The organism is Streptomyces sp. NPDC046716 (genome assembly GCF_040645755.1).
Taxonomy (GTDB): Bacteria; Actinomycetota; Actinomycetes; order Streptomycetales; family Streptomycetaceae; genus Streptomyces.
In genome coordinates this window covers 156293-175399 of the sequence record NZ_JBEYYU010000004.1, presented here as the reverse complement: position 1 = coordinate 175399, position 19107 = coordinate 156293, and the positions used below count along the sequence as shown (strand labels likewise).

At 72.8% G+C, this 19107-nt stretch carries 15 protein-coding genes; 8 read left to right on the top strand and 7 right to left on the bottom strand.

Annotated features, from left to right (window positions below):
* Positions 1-118 precede the first annotated feature (118 nt).
* Positions 119-1204 (bottom strand): substrate-binding domain-containing protein, encoded by a 1086-nt coding sequence (locus ABZ930_RS04785; RefSeq protein WP_361541460.1) that lies wholly within the window; start codon positions 1202-1204, stop codon positions 119-121.
* Between the two features lie 167 nt (positions 1205-1371).
* Between ABZ930_RS04785 and ABZ930_RS04780 the strand changes: the two genes are divergently transcribed.
* The 7 genes from ABZ930_RS04780 to ABZ930_RS04750 are packed head-to-tail and all read left to right on the top strand — an operon-like array spanning position 1372 to position 10518.
* On the top strand, positions 1372-2373 hold the full coding sequence (locus tag ABZ930_RS04780) for an ABC transporter permease subunit (RefSeq protein ID WP_361541457.1): 1002 nt from the start codon (positions 1372-1374) through the stop codon (positions 2371-2373).
* Complete coding sequence (locus tag ABZ930_RS04775; protein ID WP_361541454.1) at positions 2370-3257, top strand: carbohydrate ABC transporter permease; 888 nt, start codon at positions 2370-2372, stop codon at positions 3255-3257. The genes ABZ930_RS04780 and ABZ930_RS04775 overlap by 4 nt, the downstream gene beginning before the upstream one ends.
* 50 nt (positions 3258-3307) lie before the next feature.
* Positions 3308-4969, top strand: a complete 1662-nt coding sequence (locus tag ABZ930_RS04770; protein ID WP_361541451.1) for an extracellular solute-binding protein — start codon at positions 3308-3310, stop codon at positions 4967-4969.
* Positions 4966-6870, top strand: a complete 1905-nt coding sequence (locus ABZ930_RS04765; RefSeq protein WP_361541448.1) for a heparinase II/III family protein — start codon at positions 4966-4968, stop codon at positions 6868-6870. Before ABZ930_RS04770 ends, ABZ930_RS04765 begins: the two co-directional genes overlap by 4 nt.
* The gene (locus tag ABZ930_RS04760; RefSeq protein WP_361541445.1) at positions 6867-7820 is read left to right on the top strand and encodes a family 43 glycosylhydrolase; all 954 of its coding nucleotides are present in this window, start codon (positions 6867-6869) and stop codon (positions 7818-7820) included. The genes ABZ930_RS04765 and ABZ930_RS04760 overlap by 4 nt, the downstream gene beginning before the upstream one ends.
* Positions 7817-9766, top strand: coding sequence for a DUF2264 domain-containing protein (locus tag ABZ930_RS04755; protein WP_361541442.1), 1950 nt, complete (start codon positions 7817-7819; stop codon positions 9764-9766). Before ABZ930_RS04760 ends, ABZ930_RS04755 begins: the two co-directional genes overlap by 4 nt.
* A 41-nt stretch (positions 9767-9807) precedes the next feature.
* Entirely contained in the window at positions 9808-10518 is a 711-nt protein-coding gene (locus ABZ930_RS04750) for a ThuA domain-containing protein (protein ID WP_361541439.1), read from the top strand.
* An 18-nt stretch (positions 10519-10536) separates the two neighbouring features.
* Here the strand turns inward: ABZ930_RS04750 and ABZ930_RS04745 are convergent, their stop codons facing one another.
* From ABZ930_RS04745 to ABZ930_RS04720, 6 genes are all read right to left on the bottom strand, one after another.
* Positions 10537-11667: a Gfo/Idh/MocA family oxidoreductase gene (locus ABZ930_RS04745; RefSeq protein WP_361541436.1), complete on the bottom strand. Its 1131-nt coding sequence runs from the start codon at positions 11665-11667 to the stop codon at positions 10537-10539.
* Positions 11667-12461 carry a TIM barrel protein gene (locus ABZ930_RS04740; RefSeq protein WP_361541433.1) on the bottom strand — a complete coding sequence of 265 codons (795 nt, stop codon included), beginning with the start codon at positions 12459-12461 and terminating at the stop codon, positions 11667-11669. Before ABZ930_RS04740 ends, ABZ930_RS04745 begins: the two co-directional genes overlap by 1 nt.
* Positions 12462-12650: 189 nt before the next feature.
* Positions 12651-14009 (bottom strand): PQQ-binding-like beta-propeller repeat protein, encoded by a 1359-nt coding sequence (locus tag ABZ930_RS04735; protein ID WP_361541430.1) that lies wholly within the window; start codon positions 14007-14009, stop codon positions 12651-12653.
* Positions 14006-14557: a SigE family RNA polymerase sigma factor gene (locus ABZ930_RS04730; protein WP_361541427.1), complete on the bottom strand. Its 552-nt coding sequence runs from the start codon at positions 14555-14557 to the stop codon at positions 14006-14008. The genes ABZ930_RS04735 and ABZ930_RS04730 overlap by 4 nt, the downstream gene beginning before the upstream one ends.
* 87 nt (positions 14558-14644) lie before the next feature.
* Positions 14645-15391: a DUF3152 domain-containing protein gene (locus tag ABZ930_RS04725; protein WP_361541424.1), complete on the bottom strand. Its 747-nt coding sequence runs from the start codon at positions 15389-15391 to the stop codon at positions 14645-14647.
* A gap of 108 nt (positions 15392-15499) precedes the next feature.
* Positions 15500-17665 carry an alpha-galactosidase gene (locus tag ABZ930_RS04720; RefSeq protein ID WP_361541421.1) on the bottom strand — a complete coding sequence of 722 codons (2166 nt, stop codon included), beginning with the start codon at positions 17663-17665 and terminating at the stop codon, positions 15500-15502.
* Between the two features lie 209 nt (positions 17666-17874).
* Here ABZ930_RS04720 and ABZ930_RS04715 point away from each other — a divergent pair, with 209 nt between their 5' ends.
* A complete protein-coding gene (locus ABZ930_RS04715) occupies positions 17875-19023 on the top strand; it encodes an ROK family transcriptional regulator (RefSeq protein WP_361541418.1) in 1149 nt (382 codons plus the stop codon).
* Positions 19024-19107: the final 84 nt, after the last annotated feature.

Below are 19107 nucleotides of genomic sequence, written 5' to 3'. Positions count from 1 at the left end.
GGGCCGGGTGCCGGTCGGGTGCGGTCCGTCCATGCCAGCCCCGCGCCATGTTCGATGTCAAGATTCCAAGAGCGATCGATCATGAAACGAACATGCACCCGTCCCGGTGGCGGGACGGTCAGCCCGGCGGCGCCGAGGACTCGCGGACGGTGAGCGTCGGGGTGAGGGTGATGTGCCGCTGGGCGAAGGGCGTCTGGCCCGCCGCCGAGATGCGCTCGAAGCAGGCGGTGGCGGCGAACCGGCCGACGTCGTGCTTGGGCGGCGCCACCGCGGTCAGCGGCACGGCGGCGAGCTGCGCCACCTCGTCGTCGTAGGCGACGACGGAGAGATCTCCCGGGATGGAGACGCCGAGTTCGACCGCGGTGGCGACGAAGTCGATCGCGTAGTGGTCGGAGTGCACGAGCACCGCGGTGGTGCCGGTCTTCTTGCACAGCTCCAGGTAGGCGGCGGTCTGTCCGGCCACGTCCCCGGTCTCGTCGATGTGCTCGACCGCCGCGTCGCCGGCGAGCCCCAACTGCCGCACCGTGCGGCCGTGTCCGGCGAGTATGTGTCCGGAGGTGGGCGTGTCGAAGGTCGCGACGCCGATCCGCCGGTGCCCGAGACCGGCCAGGTGGCGCACGGCGATCGCGGCTCCGGCGGCGTGGTCGCTGCGCACCGACTCCAGCGCGTACCCGACCGGCGCCTCGGCCACGGCGCGCTCCACCATCACCACCGGCATGGGGGCGCTCTCCAGCAGCTCGAAGGTCGGATACGCGTCCGTGACGGTCGTGGTGACGAGCAGCCCGTCGACTCCGTCGGCGATGAGCCGTTCGATGTGCCGGCGCTCGTGGTCCGGGTCGTAGCGGGACACCCGGAGCACCACCCGTCCGCCGAGCGCGGTGGCGCGCTCGACGGCCCCGGCCACGATGTTCGGGTAGTAGTAGCCGGGGTCCGGCACGACGAGGCCGAAGGTGAACAGGGCCTTGCCGTCCTGCGCCGCCGGACGCGGCACGTGACGGCCCGCCATGCCGCCGGTGGGATCGGTCTCGACGGTGACCGCGCCGCCGTGCACCCGGCGCAGCAGGCCGAGTTCGGAGAGCTCCGCGAGGTCGCGGCGGACCGTCATCGCGGAGATCTCCTCGCGCCGCGCGAAGTCCGTGACCGACAGCGAGCCGTGGATGCGCAGCTCCGCCAGGATGCGTTCGTGCCGTGGATGCGGGTGCATCACTACCCCCGATGTTTGATTAATGTTCGGATGGTTGCTCACACTTGACCGTCATCGTAGGCCCAACTCAGGATCAGGGCGGGTCCGGGCGGTCCGGTCCGATCCACTCCTTCTCCGCCGCTGAAGTCCGTGCGCGGAGGCATGTCTGTCGGACGCGAAGGAGCCGCATGGGCACGACGCTTGAGAAACCGATGACCGTCACGAGGGCGGCGGCCCGCGGCGGCGGACCGCCGGGCGGGCGCCGACCGGCCGTGCTCAAGGCCTCGTTCTGGGTGCGGCTGCGCCGGGACCGGCCGCTGCTGCTCATGGTGGCGCCCGCGATCGTCCTGCTGCTGCTGTTCGTGTACCTGCCGCTGGTCGGCAACGTCGTCGCGTTCATGGACTACCAGCCCTACATCCCGATCGGCCAGAGCCGCTGGGTGGGCCTGGACAACTTCCGGGTGCTGTTCGCCGATCCGGCGTTCTGGCAGGCGACGCTGAACACGCTCGAGATCACCTTCATGCAGCTGGTCCTGTACTTCCCGGTCCCCATCGCGCTGGCGCTGCTGATCCACTCGCTGACCTGGCCCTGGCTGCGTACCGTCGTCCAGTCGGTGCTCTATCTGCCGCACTTCCTGTCCTGGGTCATCGTGGTCGGCTTCTTCCAGCAGACCCTCGGCTCGGGCGGCATCCTCAACCAGACGCTGCGTCAGCTCGACGTCGGCACGGTCAACGTGATGTCGGACCCGGGCACGTTCAAACTCCTGCTCACCACGCAGGTCGTGTGGAAGGACGCGGGCTGGGGAGCGATCATCTTCCTCGCCGCGCTCGCCGCGATCGACGACTCGCTCTACGAGGCGTCCGCGATCGACGGCGCGGGCCCCTGGCAGCGCTTCTGGCACGTCACCCTGCCCGGCATCCGGCCCATCATCATCATGCTGCTGATCCTGCGGCTCGGTGAGGCCCTCAACGTCGGGTTCGAGCAGATCCTGCTGCAACGCAGCGCCGTGGGCGCGCACGCGGCCGAAGTCCTCGACACCTACGTCTACTTCCACGGTGTCATCGACGGCAACTGGAGCATCGGCATCGCCGTCGGCCTGATCAAGGGCGCCGTCGGATTCCTCCTCATCCTCGCGGCGAACAAGACCGCCCACCGCCTCGGCGAGCAAGGAGTCTATTCCCGCTCATGAGCACCGTCCTCCGCCCCGCCTGGCAAGGCAAGCCCAAGCCCGTCGCCATCGCCCTCAAGGCGCTCGCGATCGTGCTCGCCCTCGGTCTGGTCCTCTTCCCGTTCCTGATCGTGTTCTCCACCAGCGTCTCCGACGGCGACGCCATCACCGAGGCCGGCGGCTATCTCGTGTGGCCGAAGTCGTTCAGCCTCGACGCCTACACCCAGATCTTCGAGGGCGGCGTCGTCACCCGCGCCATCGTCGTCTCCACGCTGGTCACGCTCGTGGGCACCGCGATCAGCCTGACCGCGACCGTGCTCGCCGCCCATGCCCTGAGCCGGCGCGGCGCCCTCTTCCAGCGCTCGCTGCTGACCTTCGTCCTCGTCACGTTCCTGTTCGCCCCCGGCCTGATCCCGCTGTATCTGGTGGTGAAGGAACTCGGACTGCTCGACAACTACTGGGCGTTGATCCTGCCCACCGCGTTCAGCGTCTTCAACATGATCGTCGTCCGCGGATTCATGATGGGCATCCCCCAGGAACTCATCGACAGCGCGAAGATCGACGGCGCCGGCGAGTGGCGCGTCCTGTGGACGATCAGCATTCCGCTGTCCCGCGCGGTCATCGCCGTCGTCGGACTCTTCTACGCGGTCAGCTACTGGAACGCCTTCTTCAACGCCCTGATCTACCTGAGCGACAGCACCAAGTGGCCGCTGCAACTCGTGCTGCGCACCTATGTGTTGCAGGGTTCCACGCTCGTCGACACCGGCGGGGACAGTGCCGCCCCGCCCGCCCAGTCGATCCAGATGGCCGTGGTGATGATCGCCGTCGTACCAATCCTGCTCGCCTACCCGTTCGTCCAGCGGCACCTCACCAAGGGCGTGCTCACGGGCGCCGTCAAGGGCTGAGCCGCTCACCCGCCGTACGTCCCCTCCGACCTCACCAAGGGAGCCGCACGATGAACCGTCCCACCTCCCCGGCCCTGAGCCGGCGCAACCTCTTCAAGGGCACGGCGCTCGGGATCGCCGCGCTCGGCACCGGACCGCTGCTCGCCGCGTGCTCCGGCTCGGGCGTCGGCACCACCGCGTCCGGCGACATCGCGCCGCTGCCCTCGTACCTCCCCATCACCAAGGGGCCGAAGCCCGACCTGAAGGGCAACGCCTCCGTGCAGCCGGTGTACTACCGGGCGCCGGCCGAGAGCGAGCTGTTCCGGTCGGTGGCGGGCAAGCCCGGCACCGGCGGCCGACTGTCGGCGTTCGTCGTCACCTACTACTCCCCGCCGCCGGCGGACAACTCCTACCTGAAGTACATCTCCGGGCAGGTCGGCACCTCGTTCGACATGCAGCTCGTGCCCGGCGACTCGTACGCCTCGAAGTTCGCGACCATGACGGCGGGCGGTGACCTGCCCGACCTGGTGCAGTTCCTCACCTTCGCGCCGCCGCAGGGCGGACCGCAGCTGCTCCAGGCGAAGTTCCAGGACCTCTCCGAGTACCTGTCCGGCGACAAGGTGAAGAAGTACCCGAACCTCGCGAACCTCTCCGAGGCGTCGTGGGACAGCGCCCGCGTCAACGGCCGCATCTACGGGGTGCCCGAGCCGCGTCCGCCGTTCGGCAGCATCCTCGTCTGCCGCCCCGACCTCATCGAGAAGCTGACCGGACAGGAACCGGCGCCGAAGAACGAGGCCGACTTCACCGAACTGTGCAAGCAGGTCACCAGCGAGAGAGCGAACCGCTACGCGCTCTGCGGGCAGGGCGGAGGCGGCAGCGTCGAGTGGGGCTTCGACTTCTTCGCCGCGATGTTCGGCGTCCCCAACAACTGGAGGCTCCAGGGCGGCAAGCTGGTCAACAAGTACGAGACCGACGAGTGGCTGCGCGCGATCAGCTACATCAAGAAGCTCCGCGGCGCCGGTTATTACCACCCCGACACCCCCAGCCTGGAGAACTCGCGGGCCAAGACCTACGTGGCCAACGGCAGCGTCCTCATGCACATGGACGGCATCTCCTCCCTCCTCGACATCACCCTGCCCAAGGGCGTCGTGACCGGCGCGGTCGTGCCGTTCGGCGCCGACGGCGGGAAGGGCGGCAACTACCAGGGGCCGTCCAGCTTCGGATTCACCGCCATGAAGAAGGCGGACAAGAAGACGATCGAGGAGCAGCTCGCCGTCCTCGACTATCTGGCCGCCCCCTACGGCTCCCAGGAGTACTTCAAGCTCCGCAACGGCCAGGAGGGCGTCCACTTCCGCCGCGAGGGCGCCGACGTCGAACTCACCAAGGCGGGCCGCACCATGGTCGAGCCCAGCACCCTGTTCCGCATCGCCGAGGGCCCCCAGGTGCTCACCAGCACCATCCGCATCGACGAGCAGCTGCGCCGCTCGCACGCCTGGCAGGTCGCCACGCAGGACATGCTGGTGCAGAACCCCGTCCAGGGCCTGTACTCGGAGACGGCGTCCCGGTCCAACTCCGCGACCACCGGCCTCACCGACACCATCACCGGCTACATCCTCGGCCGGGCCGACCTGGGGGCCGTCAAGTCCGCGATCTCCTCGTGGAAGTCGTCGACGGGCAACGCCATGCGCGACGAGTACGCCCGTCAGCTCGACAAGCGGAACGCGGCGTCGTGAACGGCCCGCACGGCGCCGCCCCGGCGCTCTCGTTCGCCGAGCTGTTCACCCCGAAGGCGCGGGCCGCGCTGCGCGTCCGCTCCTGGACGCCCGCGCCGCCCGTCGCCGACCGGGACGCCTGGTCCCACCTCTCCGGCCGCGACCGGACGGCACTCGCCGCGGCCGCCGCCACCTGGCGGGAGCTCGCCGCCCGCCACACCCCCCGGCTCAGCGACTGGGCGGCCTACAGCCGGGACGGCGACCGGATGCCGCACCAGAACAGCGAACACGCCCTCCTGGGACACACCGCCACCAGCGCGCTGCTCCTCGCCGCCGACGACAGGGACGAGGACGCCGTCGAGCTGGGCGACGCCGTGTGGCGGCTGTGCGAGCTGTCCGCCTGGTGTCTGCCCTCCCACTACGCCCTGCCCGAATCGGGCGAGCGGCCCTTCCTGCCCGAGCCGGGCCGCGACATCCTGGACCTCGCCGACGCCGCCACGGGCGCCCTGCTCGCCGCCGTCGACGCCTTCGCGGGCGACCGTCTCGACGCGCTGTTCCCCGGGATCAGGCGCCGCGTCCATCACGAGATCCGGCGGCGCGTCCTCGACCCGTGGGAGCGGGAGACCTACTTCTGGCACGGCCTGGACGGGCCGCCGAACAACTGGGCGCCCTGGATCGTCTCCAACGTGCTGGTCTGCGCCGCCGTCGTCGAACCGGACCGGGCGCGGCTGGAGGCGACCGTGGACCGTGCCCTGGCGATCCTGGACCGCTTCCGTGCCGGGTACGACGCCGACGGGAGCTGCGACGAGGGTGCCACCTACTGGTGGTGGGCCGGTGCGACGCTGTTCGAGGCCCTGGACCTGCTCGGCGAGATCACCGACGGCGCGCTGGACGCGTTCGCGGTGCCGCCGGTCGCGGCCATGGTGCGCTTCCCCGTCGACATGCAGATCGGCCCGCGCAGCCAGGTCAACTACTCCGACGGCACGCCGGTACTGCCGGAGAACGCCAACTGGCATCTGCTGGGCCGCTTCGCCGAGCGGGTGGGCGACGCCACGGCCGCGGCGCACGCCCGCTGGATGGGATCGCTGCATCCGCTGCGGTTCGACGGCCAGTTGGGCCCGCTGTTCCGCCGTACGCTCGCCGAACTGCGCGATCCGGGCTGGACGGCGCGCGGCGACGCGGCGCCCGGCATGCCCGCGTCGCGCTATCTGCCCGGCACCGAGGTCGCCGTCGCACGCGAGCAGGCAGGCGTCACCGAGGGCCTGTTCGTCGCGGCGAAGGGCGGCCACAACGACGTCAGCCACAACCACAACGACGCGGGTGGCGTCATCGTCTCCCTGGACGGCGACCCGGTCCTCATCGACGTCGGCGTCGGCGTGTACCGCCGCGACACCTTCCAGCCCCACACGCGCTACACGATCTGGACGATGCGCAGCGCCTGGCACAACGTGCCGCTGCCCGACGGTGTGGAGCAGCCGCACGGCAAGGAGTTCCGGGCAACGGACACGGTCTTCGAGGACACCGGCGCCACCGCCCGGCTGCGCATGGACCTCGCCGCCGCCCATCCCCCGGCGGCGGGCCTGACGCGCTGCGAGCGCGTCGTCGAACTGGACCGCGCGCGGTCGACGGTCCTCGTCCACGACGACTGGGCCTTCGACACGCCCCGCACGATGACCCTCGTCCTCATGACCGCCGACGAGCCGGTCGTGGAGGCGGACGGATTGCGGGTGGGCAAGGCCCACTTGCACTGCGACACGGCGGAGTTCGAGATCCGTACGGAGACGATCGCGCTCGACGACGCCCGGCTGTGCGGCGCGTGGGGCGACGCCGTCCACCGCACGCTCCTCGTCCAGCGCGAACCGGCCGGCCGAGGCAGGCACACGCTGCGCGTCCGGCGCGCGACCGGGGAGGGCCCCGCATGACGGTGATCGAGCCCGGACGGCTCTTCCACGACCAGGACGGCCGTCCCGTCCAACTGCACGGCGCGGGCTTCCTGCACACCGGCGGCCGCTTCTGGGCGTGGGGCGAGGACAAGCGCGCGGGCGGGACCTTCTCCGCGATCGCCTGCTACTCCTCAGCCGACCTGGCCGCCTGGCGCCACGAGGGCGACGCGCTGTCCGCCGGGACGGGCGACCTCGCCCCCGGCCGGGTCGTCGAACGCCCCAAGGTGCTGCGCCATCCGGCGAGCGGCCGCTACCTCATGTACCTGCACATCGACTCGGCGGACTACGCGGACGCCCGCGTCGGCTTCGCGAGCGGCGACCGTCCGGCGGGCCCGTACACGTACCACGGCAGCACCCGGCCGCTGGGCCGGCTGAGCCGGGACATCGGCGTGTACGCCGAGGGCGACGCCGGATATCTGCTGTCGGAGGACCGCGACCACGGGCTGCACATCTACCGGCTCACCGACGACTGGCTCGGCGTCGACTCCCTCGTCTGCACCACGCTCGCCGCGCACGGCCGGCACGGCTACGAGTCCCCCGCGCTGGTCCGCGCCGACGGCCTGTACTACCTCTTCGGCTCCGACCTCACCGGCTGGGCGACCAACGACAACCGGTACGCGACCGCGCCTTCCCTGGCGGGCCCGTGGTCGCCGTGGCGGCTCTTCGCCCCCGAGGGATCGGCGACGTACGACTCGCAGATCAGCGCGGTCGTGACCGTCCGCGGCACCGAGCGGACCAGTCACGTCTACGCCGGTGACCGCTGGCTGCCCGACCGGCTGGCCGACTCGCCGCCCGTCTGGCTGCCGCTGCGCATCGGCGGCGGCCGGGCCCGCCTCGACTGGCACGACCGCTGGAGCATCGACCCGGTCACCGGGTCCGTCACCCCGCACGACGCACCGCACCGCGCGCACCAGGAAGAGAGCACATGACCGACGTACCGCCCCCGTTCGAGCTGCCGCCCGACGACCCGGACCGCTCGCCGGTCACCGGCTGGACCCGCGCCCACTGGGAGGCGACCGGGCTGCGCTGGCTCGACCACGTCCGCCGCCACGACAGCCCGGGCGGCGCCCTGCCCCGGCTGCCCGGCCGGGTCACCGGAGACGGGGTGCGGCGCGAGAGCATGGAGACGATCGGGCGGTCCTTCCTGCTGGCCGCCCCGCTGATCGCGGGCGCCGCCCCGGAGACCGCCGAGCCGCTCGCCGAGCGGTACGCCCGCGCCCTGCTGGCGGGCACCGACCCCGACGGGCCCGAGGCCTGGCCGCGCGGCGTGACCTGCCGGGCGCCCGTCAGCGGTGTCACCAACTCCATCGTGGAGGCCGCCAACATCGCGTTCGGCCTGCACATCAGCCGCGAGCGGCTGTGGGACCGGCTCACCGGGCCCGAGCGGCGCCGGATCGCCGACTGGCTGCGCCATCACGCCCGGCTCGAGGTGTGGCACAACAACTGGCAGCTGTTCCCCGCCATGGCCGAGGCGTTCCTGCGGTCGGTGGGCGAGGACACCAGCGGCTGCATCGGGACCCGCAACGTGGCCCGCGTCGAGTCCTGGTACCTGGAGCAGGGCTGGTACACCGACGGCCCCGAGCACGCCGTCGACTACTACAACGCGTGGGCCATCCACCCGTATCTGTGGGCCTGGTACCGGATGACGGACCGCACGGCGACCCCCGAGGGCTCCCGTCATCTCGAACGCCTCGGCGCGTTCGTCACGTCGTACGCGCGCACCGTCGCCCCCGACGGATCGATGCTGCACGTGGGACGTTCGCTCAGCTATCGCACGGCGGCGCTCGCCGCGCTGTGGTGCGCGGAGATGTCCGGGGTGAACCCGCTGTCGCCGGGCGCGACCCGGCGGCTCGTCTCCGGGGTCCTGGCCCGGTTCGTGTCCCACGGCGTCGGCGTCGACCGGCCGCTCGACCTCGGCTGGTACCGGCCCTACGAGCCGGTCTCCCAGACGTACAGCGGGTTCGGCTCCGCGTACCTCGCCGGGATCGGCTTCCTGGGCCTGGCCCTGGGAGCGGACGCGCCCGTGTGGACGGACACCGAGCAACCCCAGCCCACCGAGCGGGAGTTCGGCACGCACGCCTGGCCGGCGCTGGGCTGGCTGGTGACCACTCAGCGCGACGGCATCGTCCGGCTCGCCAACCACGGCAGCGACCACTGCGAGCTCCCCGTCGAGCCGACCCGGCCCGACCCCGACGATCCGCACTACGCCAAGCTGGCCTACTCCTCCCACACCGCCCCGGGCACCGCCGCCGCGTGGGAGGACGGCGTCGACTCGCACCCCGCGCTCGTGGACGCCGACGGCCGGGCGAGCCGACGCGGTCCCCTGCGGGCGATGCGGGTCGACGGCACCGTCGCCGCCTCCGTGCACCTGCCGCAGCGCGACGGCCGGGCGCTGCCGGGCTGCGCGATCACCTCCGTGACGGTGGCGCACGACGCCCACGAGGTCCGCGCCCATCTCGTGCGCTCCCCCGGCGGGTACACCGTGCGGGAGGGCGGCTGGGCCGTCGCCGACGACGTGCCCCTGACGGCCGTACACCATGCCGGAGCCGCCACGGTGACCAGCCGTCAGGGGCTTGTCGCGCGCGTCGTCGGGCTGTACGGGTACGACGCCGCGGAGGTGTTCACGTACCGGGACGCGAACGCGATGGGCCCGCACTCGGCCGTCCCCGCGCTCACCGCGACGGCCGATCCCGGGGACACCGTCCTGGTCGGCCTGCACACACTGGCCCGTGCGACTCCGCTGCCCGAGGCTCCGCTCGTGGCCGTCGCCGGCACCGTCGTCACCGTCTCCTGGCCCGACGGAAGCGAGCAGCGCGTCGATCTCGCGACGTGCTGTCCCTGGGACGGACGGATCCCGGGCACCACTACCGTGTGACGGCCCCGCGCCCCCAAAAAAGAAGAGGAACGGAACGCAACATGGCCCCATCCTCGATGTCCCCGATCTCCCCGGTCCCCGCCGCTCCCCACCACGGCCTGCTGCTCGGCGGTGTCGGCCGCTACACCGACCCGTGGCATCCCTTCGCCGAGACCAACACGGGCCTGACGGACGTGGCGCGGGAGGCGGGCGTCGTCCTGGAGCCGGCCGGGGACATCGACGCCGCGCTGGCCTCCTTCGCCGAGGGAGCCCTGCCGGACCTCGTCGTCGTCAACATCGGTCTGCCCCGGGACGGGCGCCCGGTGCCCGACGGCGCCGGCGCCGCGGCCGGGCTCGCCCGGCTCCTGGGGAGCGTCGTTCCCGTCCTCGCCGTGCACTCCTCGGCGACCTGCTTCCCGGACGACGAGGTGTGGGAGGCGGGTCTGGGCGGCACCTGGGTGCGCGGCACGTCGATGCACCCGCCGTACGGCCGCGCGCACGTCCTGGTCACCGACGCGGACCATCCCGTCACCGCGGGCCTCGACGACTTCGCGCTGGACGACGAGCGCTACACCCACCTGCGCCACGGCCCGGGCGTGCGGGTGCTGCTCGCACACGAACACGAGGGCGGGCGGCACCCGTTGCTGTGGGTGCACACCCGCCCCGGCGGCGGCCTCACGGTGTACGACGCCCTCGGCCACGACGGCCGTTCGTACGCGTCGGGAGCGCACCGCACGGTGCTGCGGCGCGCCCTCGGCGCTCTGCTCGGCTGACGCCGGGCGGGCGGCGGGTCAGAGCGTGGCCGCGAAGGGGTCCCGGTCCAGGGGCACCGGCAGGACGTCACCGGCGCGGCTCTGGATGTGCTGGGTCTCGCCGGTGGCGGCGGCCCGGTCGATGGCGACCAGGACCTCGAGCACGTGATAGCCGAGGTCGCCGGTCGCGATGTGCGGCGTCCCCGACCGGATGGACCGGGCCATGTCGAGGACGCCGAGGCCACGGCCCTCGCCGAGGCCGACGGGCTCGACCGGCTCCCAGAGCGGGGCGCCGTCGTCGTCGGCACCGCGGGTGATCCGCACGTCCCCGGTGAAGCGGTTGGGGTCGGGCACGACGAGGACGCCGTCGGTGCCGTTGATCTCCACGACGCCGTCGCGGACGAGGGCCGAGTCGAAGCTGAAGACGCTCTGGGCGACGGCTCCGCCCTCGAAGGTGGCGAGGGCGGCCACATGGGTCGGCACCTCGACCGGGAACTCGGTGCCGGTGCGGGGGCCGGTGCGGATCGTGCGGACCTTGCGGCCGGTGGAGCCCACCGCGGAGACCCGCGTGACGGACCCGAACAGGGTGATCAGGGTCGTGAAGTAGTAGGGGCCCATGTCGAACAGCGGCCCGGCACCGGTGGCGAAGAGGAACTCGGGGCTCGGGTGCCAGGCGTCGGGTCCCGGGGTCTGGAACATCGTGTACGCCGACAGCGCGGAGCCGATGTCGCCGCGCTCGATGGCGCGGCGCGCGGTCTGGACGCCGGGGCCGAGCGCGGTGTCCGGGGCTACGCCGACCCGCAGTCCGGCCTCGGCGGCCTGGTCGAGCAGGGCGCGCGCGGAGGCGAGGTCGACGGCGATCGGCTTCTCCGACCACACGTGCTTGCCCGCGGCGACGATCGCGGAGCTGACCTCGGCGTGCACGGCGGGGATGGTCAGGTTGACGACGATCTCGACGCCGTCGTGCGCGAGGACGTCGTCCGCCGTGCCCCAGGCCGGGACGCCGTGCTTGCGGGCCTGCTCCTCGGCGCGGTCGGCCATCAGGTCACCGACGATGACCACGTCGACGTCGGGGATCCGGGTGAGCGTGGTGAGGTACTGCTCGCTGATGTTGCCCGCGCCGATGACGCCGACGCCGACCGGGCCCGAGCGGGGAGTCGCGGCCGTCATCAGACGATCCCCTTCTCGCGGAGGTGGGCGACGGATCCGGCGATGCCCTCGAAGATGTCTCCGGCGTACGTGTCGAACTCCACGATCGCGTAAGCGGCGTTCGGGGCGGCGGCCAGGGCGGCGTCGACGGGGATCTCGCCCTGTCCCGCGGACACCTGCCGGGTCTGCGCGATGTCGAACGGGTCGCCCGTGGTGAACGGGTCGTCGATGACGGCGCCGTCCTTGATGTGCAGGGCCGTGACCCGGTCGCCGAGGCGGCCGAGGAGCGCGACGGCGTCGTGGCCGCCGGCCGAGGCCCAGTACACGTCCAGTTCCAGCTCGACCGGGTCGGCGAGGCGGGACACGAAATACTCGTAGGCGCTGAGCCCGTCGACGGTCGGGGTGAACTCCTGCGAGTGGTTGTGGTACCCGACGCGCAGTCCGTGGTCGGCGGCGATCGTCGCGGCCTCGTTGAGCAGCGTGGCGGTCCGGTCGATCCCCTCGGCGTCGGCCCACCGGGAGGCGGCCACCATCGGCTCGTACACGGTCTCCAGGCCGAGGATCCGGGCCGCCGCGAAGGTCCGCTCCAACGCGTCCCGCCCCTGGTCGGGGGCGGCGAGGCCGGCGTGCCCGGTGCGGGCGCGCAGGCCGTGCCCGGCCAGCGCGTCGGCGAGCTCCTGCGGCCGGTCCACGAAGTCGAACACCTCGACGTTGCGCAGTCCGGTCGCCGCGAGACGGGCGAGCGTGCCGTCCTCGTCGGCCTTGAGGGCGTCGCGCACCGAGTACAGCTGGAGCGACAACTGGGGTGTGGACATGGCTGGTCTTTCCGATCGTGAGTCAGGGTGGGAGATGACCGGGCGCTCAGGGCCTCAGCGGCGGACAAACGCACGTCATGTTCGAAATGACGACACCAAGGCCCCTTTTGCGGCGAGGACTTTCGTTCAGATTAAGCTAAAGCCTCTTCCGTGCCAAGGCCATCCACCCATCCCCGACTCCGGTGGCGATCAGGAGGCCGGCCGGGGTTCGATCCTGAACAGCTGGTCGCCGACCTGCCCGACGAGGCTGTGGCCGTACGTGATCAGCTCGGGCCGGATCCCGCCCTTCGCCTCCGTCTTCGGCAACTGCACGCGGCCGCGCCAGCGCACCGATCCGCTGTCCAGGTCGAGGCCCACGAGGTTTCCGGACGGGTCGAGGTAGTAGGCGACCCGGGCCTCGAGGTCCACCGCGGGGTCGGAGGCCAGTTCCCGTACATCGGACACGCGGGGGTCCTCGCGCAGGGTCAGGCCGAGGTCGCGCGCCCACAGGCGGCGGCCGTCGGCGGCCGTGCGCGCGACGCCTTCGCGCTGCGTGCTGCCCAGGACGATGCCGTCGGCGACCACGCCCCCGGGAAACCCGTCGGCCCGGTGGCGGGTGACCGCGCCCGACCGCGTGTCGACGCGGGTCAGGGTGACCGGCCCGGAGTCACCGAAGGAGTCGCCGCCCTCGGGCACCCCGGCCAGCAGGACGGTCCGGTCGTCCGTGCCCACGTACATCGTGGGACCCTTGACGGTCGCGACGGTCCGCGCCTCGCCCGTCGCCGGGTCGAGCCGGACGACGGTGCTGGTCTGCGGCGCCTTCTCACTGTCCGGAGAACACGTCAGGTAAGGGACCCCGTCGATCGCCATCCGGCCGCAGTCGGCCTTCTTCCACGCGTACGTCCACAGCGTGCGGCCCGTCTTGTCGTCCAGGGCCGCGACCTTCTTGAAGGTGGGGGTGTTGGCGAGGACACCCCCGTCGAAGAGGAGGGCGGAGTCGTCGTCGCGGCTGTCGTCGGCCACCTTGTGCTGCCACAACACCTTGTGGCTCGTGAGATCGCGGGCGACGACGTCGGTTCCCGGGCTCGGCGTGCCGGGCGCGTGATCGGCGTAGCCGAAGAGGATGCCGTCGCGCACGCCGGGCAGGGCGGCCGCCGAAGATCCGTCGTTGGACTTGCCCCGCTCCTTCCAGACGACCTTCCCGGTACGGGCGTTCACGGCGAGGGCGTCGTACCGGGCGCCCTGGCAGTACACGGTGCCCGAGGCGGTGGTACAGGCCCGCCAGTCGGCACTGCCGCCGGGAAGGGTGGTCCGCCACAGCAGCTTGCTCGCGGTGCTCGTGCCGGACGCGGGCGGCTGGGTCCCCTGGTGGGTGCCGCCCCCGGTGACGAGCACGGCCGAGACCGTGACGCCCGCGATGCCGAGCGCGGCCCCGGTCACCCGGGTGATGTTCCTGCGCCGTCTGCGGCGCACGATGCGGTCGACGATGCCCACGGGGGCGGCCGGGTCGTCGGGGGTCGTGCCGCGCAGAACGTCCCGGATCGCCTGGTCCAGCCGGTCGGTGCTCATGAGTGGGCTCCCTTCGGGGTGCTGCGGTGCGCCGCGGCGAGCGTCTGCTGTGCGGGAGCGGCCAACTCCGGCGCGAGACCGCGCAGTCGGGCCAGGGACCGGTGGGTGGTGCTGCGGACGGTGCCGACCGAGCAGCCCAGGGTGCTCGCGACCTCGGTCTCGGACAGGTCCTCGAAGTAGCGCAGGACGAGGACGGTCCGCTGGCGCGGGGTGAGCCGGGCGAGGGCCTGGCCCACGGCGATCCGCAGATCGGCGTCGGAGGTGCCGTCGGCGACGCCGAGACTCTCCGGCGGCGCGGCGAACGTCGGCTCGCGGTGCGGCCGGCGCAGCCGCCACCGGCTGACCTGGTGGCGGTACATCACCTTGCGCACGTAGCGCTCGGGGTCCTCGACGTGCCGCCAGCGGTCCAGCGCCTTCATCAGCGCGGTCTGCACGAGGTCCTCGGCCTCGTGCCGGTCGCCGCCCGTGAGCAGGTTCGCCACCCGGAGCAGAGCGCCCCAGCGGGAGTCGACGAACTCCCGGAATCTCTCGTGGTCTTGCGGGTCCATGGGCCCTCCCGTTTCTTGACTCCCCTATGGACGCGCGGACCTCCGGCCATCTATGCCTGCCGGACGGCGGATTCTCCGGCCACCCCGCTACGGCACGCGCGGCCCGCCGAGGTAGCGGCCGTGGGAGTCATAGGGCCAGGCGTTCGCGACGCACCCCTTCAGGCCCTTGATCTGCTGCATCATCACGGGTGCGGGACTGCCGGGCCCCGGGCAGGTCTCGTGGCCGTGGCCGATGCGGTGGCCGACCTCGTGGTTGACGATGAGCGCCCGGTACTCCTCGATGGGGCCGTCGAACTCGGGGGAACCGAGCAGCCAGCGGCGCAGATTGACCACGACGGTCCGGCCGACGCTGCAGTTGACCTCGCCGTGCGTGTACAGGCCCGCCGAGCCGCAGAGGCAGTCGACGGTCCGCGGTGTGGCGATCTTTATGACGAAGTCGCGGGGCCCCGCGCTCACCAGCTGGAACGCGTCGACGCCGTCGCTGCCCCAGCCCCGGGGGTCGCCCAGCACGCCGGAGATCTCCCGCGCCGCCGCGTCGGCCGAGACGCCGGAACCGTCCTCGACCTGCACCTGATAGCGCCGCAGCCGGGTCCCGGTCCCCACCGGTGAGCCGTCGGCGTGCGCCGTGCCGAAGGTGCCGGGGCCCGCCACCCGCACCGCGCCGGACGGGCCCGCCGCCCGTACCGCCTCACGCCCCGCCTGGGCGCAGCGGGCGGCGGTACGGGCCTCGCTGTTTCGCCAGTACGTGTAGCCGGCGGCGCTCCCGACGGACAGGGCCACCGCCACCCCGAGCAGCAGGCTCAGGAGCGTCGCCCGTCTTCGCCGCCACCGCACCGACACAGCCTCGCGCCCTCGCACCGCTCGGACCCCCCATGGTTCAGACCAGATCGCCGTCACTGAGGGACGCGCGAGGAGGGCAGATGGTTGCGCGATGCAGGCAGATCAGACGGCCTGTGCCCGGATGAGGAGGAGTTGTTCGGGATGGAGCGCGGGGGCGCGGACGCCGACCCGGGTCAGGGCCGCGCCGCCGAGGACGAGGGGCTCGGTGGTCCACGGGGTGGGTGCCCCCTGGCGCAGGGCGGGGGTGTCGCCGGGCGGCTGCACGCTCACCCGGTACGTCAGCTCCTCGGCCAGACCGGGGAGCCGGACCACGTCGGGCACGGAGGTCAGCGGCGCGTCCAGCTGCACCAGGGCGAACAGGGCGTCCCGCCGGTCGGGGGCGACGACCCCGTGGACGGCGAGCGCGGGGTCGTGGGCGTCGGCGCGCACGGTGGTGCCGCCGTGCAGCAGCGGCCGCAGCTCCTTGTACAGGGCGACCCAGCGGGCGAGTTCCGCGCGCTCCTCGGGGGTGGCACCGGTGAGATCCCACTCGATGCCGAAGGAGGCAAACAGGGCCGTGCCCGCGCGGAAGGAGAGGTCGTGCGTGCGGCCCGTGGTGTGCGAGCGGGGCGCGCCCACGTGGGCGCCGACGAGTTCCGGCGGCACCAACTGCGCCGTCCAGCGCTGGATCTGCTGCCGCTCCAGGGGGTCGATGCAGTCGCTGGCCCACACCCGGTCGGTGCGTTCGAGGATGCCGAGGTCGACGCGGAGGCCGCCCGACGAGCAGGACTCGATCTCGACGTGCGGGTGGCGGGCGCGCAGCGCGTCGAGGAGGCGGTAGACGGCATGGGTCTGGGCGTGCACCGAGGGGGTGCCGTGCGGTCCGTGCCCGGCGTCGAGGAGGTCGCGGTTGTGGTCCCACTTCAGGTACGCGATGTCGTACTCGGTGAGAAGCGCGTCGAGGCGGTCGAGGACGTACGTGTACGCGTCGGGGACGGCGAGATCGAGGACCTGCTGCCGGCGTGAGGCGAGGGGCTGCCGGCCGCCGGTGGCGAGCAGCCAGTCGGGGTGGGCGCGGGCCAGGTCGGAGTCGGGGTTGACCATCTCAGGCTCCACCCACAGGCCGAACTCCATGCCGAGGTCCCGGACGGTGGAGATCAGCGGGCCGAGCCCCTGCGGCCAGACGCCTTCGTCGACGTACCAGTCGCCCAGCCCGGCGCGGTCGTTCCTGCGGTGCCGGAACCAGCCGTCGTCCAGGACGAACCGCTCGACGCCCGCCTCGGCGCCGGCCCGGGCGAGTGCGGTCAGCCGGTCCAGGTCCTGGTCGAAGTAGACGGCCTCCCAGGTGTTCAGGACGACCGGCCGGGGCGGCGGTCCGGGCCGCTCGGCGCGCAGGTGGGTGTGGAAGCGGGCGGCGACGGCGTCGAGGCCTTCGGCGCCGTACGCCGCGTACACCCAGGGCGTGGTGTAGCTCTCGCCGGGCGCGAGCCGCACCTCGCCGGGCAGCAGCAGCTCCCCGCCGCCGAGCACTGCCGCACCGGTGGAGAGGCGCTCGGCGTAATTGCGGTGGTTGCCGCTCCAGGCGACGTGCAGCGCCCACACCTCGCCGTGCCGGAAGCCGAAGCCGGGGGTGCCCGCGGCCAGGATCAGCGGGGCGTCCGGGCCGGTGCGGCCGCGGCGGTTCTCCCTGCTGTGCGCGCCGACGGTGAACGGAAGCCGCTGCGGCGCCCGTTCGCGTCCCCATCGTCCGGCCAGGTCGAACAGCTCGGTCGCCACGGGCGGCACGGGCACGGTCGGGGTGAGGGCGTCGAGCACGAAGAGGCCGTCGGCCGCGGTGGAGGTGAGTTCGGCGCGCTGGCGCAGCAACCCCTGGGCGGTCAGCTCCAGTTCGAGCCGCAGGACGAGACCGGCGTCGGCGTCCTCGCCGGTGGCCACGACCCGGCCGCCCCGGCCCGGGGCGCCCCGGTCGTCGACGTCGAGTGCCGTGCGCCGGAACCAGGGCGACCAGGCGGTGCCGTCGCGGTGCCCGGTCAGGCCGGGCCGCCCGCGCCAGCCCGCGGCGTGCTCGCGCGCGAGGGACGGTGCGACCACCTGGTCGTTGTCGTTCGGCACCGGGGCCGCTTCGGCCGCCCGGCACAGGTGGGTGAGCGCGGCCGCGTCGAGGGCGCCCAGGTCCGCGCCCCAGTGGACGACGGACGGCAGGGCGTCCGGCGCGCCCTGCGGCGTGGCGAGGACGAGGCCGACGCCTGCGGCGCGCAGCTGGACCGGATCGGACACGGACAGGGGCACGGAGAACTCCCGGGAGCCGTAGGGGTGCAGGGTGGGTCGGGGATCCCTTGAGTTTTGCCCCGATACTCTCGAACGGTCAACACCCCACCTCCGAGAGGGATTCTTCGAACGGATCCCCTCCTCCCTCCTCTGGTGAGTTTCGTGGCGGAAGGCTAAGGTCGCTTGGTCGCAGGCCAGTTGGCGTCGTTCCGGACGGAGGACAACAGTCCATGACGTGGTCCCCCCTCACCGGTTCCGCGCGCGACGTGGCGCTCGCGGTGCTGCTCGACGGTCCGTTGCCGCGCAGCGAACTCGCCCGCCGGCTGCGGCTCTCCGCGGGCAGCCTGACCCGGCTGACGAAACCCCTGCTCGCGTCCGGACTGCTGGTGGAGACGCCGGTCGAGCACGACGAGGAGACGGGACGGCCGACGCGGCCGCTCGACGTCAGGCCGGCCGCGCACCACTTCCTCGGGGTGAAGCTCACCGCGGACACGGCCTACGGCGTGGTCACCTCGATGCGCGCGGAGATCCTCGCGCACGGGCGGCGCCCGCTGCCGGACCGCGACCCGGAGGCCGTCGTCGCCGCGGTGGCGGAGCTGGCACGGACGCTGGGGGCGGGCCACGGCGGCCGGTGGACCGCGGCGGGCATCAGTCTGGGCGGCCGGGTCACCGATCACTCGACGGTGACCGACGCCCGCTATCTCGGCTGGCGGGACGTCGCGCTGGGCCCGGCGTGCGGGGCGGCCCTGGACTGCCCGGTCGTCGTCGACAACGACCTGCTGTCACTGGCCCGCGCCGAGCAGTGGTTCGGCGCGGGCAAGGGGTACGACGACTTCGCCCTGCTGACCGTCGGCGAGGGGATCGGCTACGGCCTGGTCGCGCACGGCCGGCTGCGGACCGGCCCGGACGCCTCGGTCGGCGTGCTCGGCCACCACCCGCTGGACCCGCTGGGTCCGCTCTGCCCGGAGGGCCACCAGGGCTGCGCGGAGGCCATGCTGACCATTCCCGCGATCCGCCACCGGGTCTCGCTGGGCCTGGGGCGCGACGTCGACTACGACACCTGTCTCGATCTCGCCGCGGCGGGCGACCCGGTCGCCGCCCGCGCGGTCGGGGACGCGGCGGCGGCGCTCGGCCGGCTGACCGCGGCCGTCGGCAACCTGACGCTGACCGAGCGCGTCGTCCTGAGCGGCGACGGCATCCGCCTCGCCGACGTCGGCCGTCCGTCGTTCGACGCGGCGCTGCGCCGGGACCGCAGCCCGTACGCGAGCCCGCTCGACGTCGTCGTCCGGCGCACGGACTTCACGGACTGGGCGCGGGGCGCCGCCGCCACCGCGATCCAGACGTACGCCCTCGGGGTCCCGGCCGAAGACGCCCCGTAGCGCACGGCCGCCGCGCGGCCCGATGAGTTCCGGGGTGTCCTGGAGTCGTTACTCCCAGACAGTTCCGTGAGCGTCAGGAGGCAC

What these genes read in the sequence shown, in the direction of transcription:
- ABZ930_RS04785 (WP_361541460.1), bottom strand. Translation starts at nt 1,204, where the DNA reads ATGCACCCGCATCCACGGCACGAACGCATCCTGGCGGAGCTGCGCATC.
- ABZ930_RS04780 (WP_361541457.1), top strand. Translation starts at nt 1,372, where the DNA reads ATGGGCACGACGCTTGAGAAACCGATGACCGTCACGAGGGCGGCGGCC.
- ABZ930_RS04775 (WP_361541454.1), top strand. Translation starts at nt 2,370, where the DNA reads ATGAGCACCGTCCTCCGCCCCGCCTGGCAAGGCAAGCCCAAGCCCGTC.
- ABZ930_RS04770 (WP_361541451.1), top strand. Translation starts at nt 3,308, where the DNA reads ATGAACCGTCCCACCTCCCCGGCCCTGAGCCGGCGCAACCTCTTCAAG.
- ABZ930_RS04760 (WP_361541445.1), top strand. Translation starts at nt 6,867, where the DNA reads ATGACGGTGATCGAGCCCGGACGGCTCTTCCACGACCAGGACGGCCGT.
- ABZ930_RS04755 (WP_361541442.1), top strand. Translation starts at nt 7,817, where the DNA reads ATGACCGACGTACCGCCCCCGTTCGAGCTGCCGCCCGACGACCCGGAC.
- ABZ930_RS04750 (WP_361541439.1), top strand. Translation starts at nt 9,808, where the DNA reads ATGGCCCCATCCTCGATGTCCCCGATCTCCCCGGTCCCCGCCGCTCCC.
- ABZ930_RS04745 (WP_361541436.1), bottom strand. Translation starts at nt 11,667, where the DNA reads ATGACGGCCGCGACTCCCCGCTCGGGCCCGGTCGGCGTCGGCGTCATC.
- ABZ930_RS04740 (WP_361541433.1), bottom strand. Translation starts at nt 12,461, where the DNA reads ATGTCCACACCCCAGTTGTCGCTCCAGCTGTACTCGGTGCGCGACGCC.
- ABZ930_RS04735 (WP_361541430.1), bottom strand. Translation starts at nt 14,009, where the DNA reads ATGAGCACCGACCGGCTGGACCAGGCGATCCGGGACGTTCTGCGCGGC.
- ABZ930_RS04730 (WP_361541427.1), bottom strand. Translation starts at nt 14,557, where the DNA reads ATGGACCCGCAAGACCACGAGAGATTCCGGGAGTTCGTCGACTCCCGC.
- ABZ930_RS04715 (WP_361541418.1), top strand. Translation starts at nt 17,875, where the DNA reads ATGACGTGGTCCCCCCTCACCGGTTCCGCGCGCGACGTGGCGCTCGCG.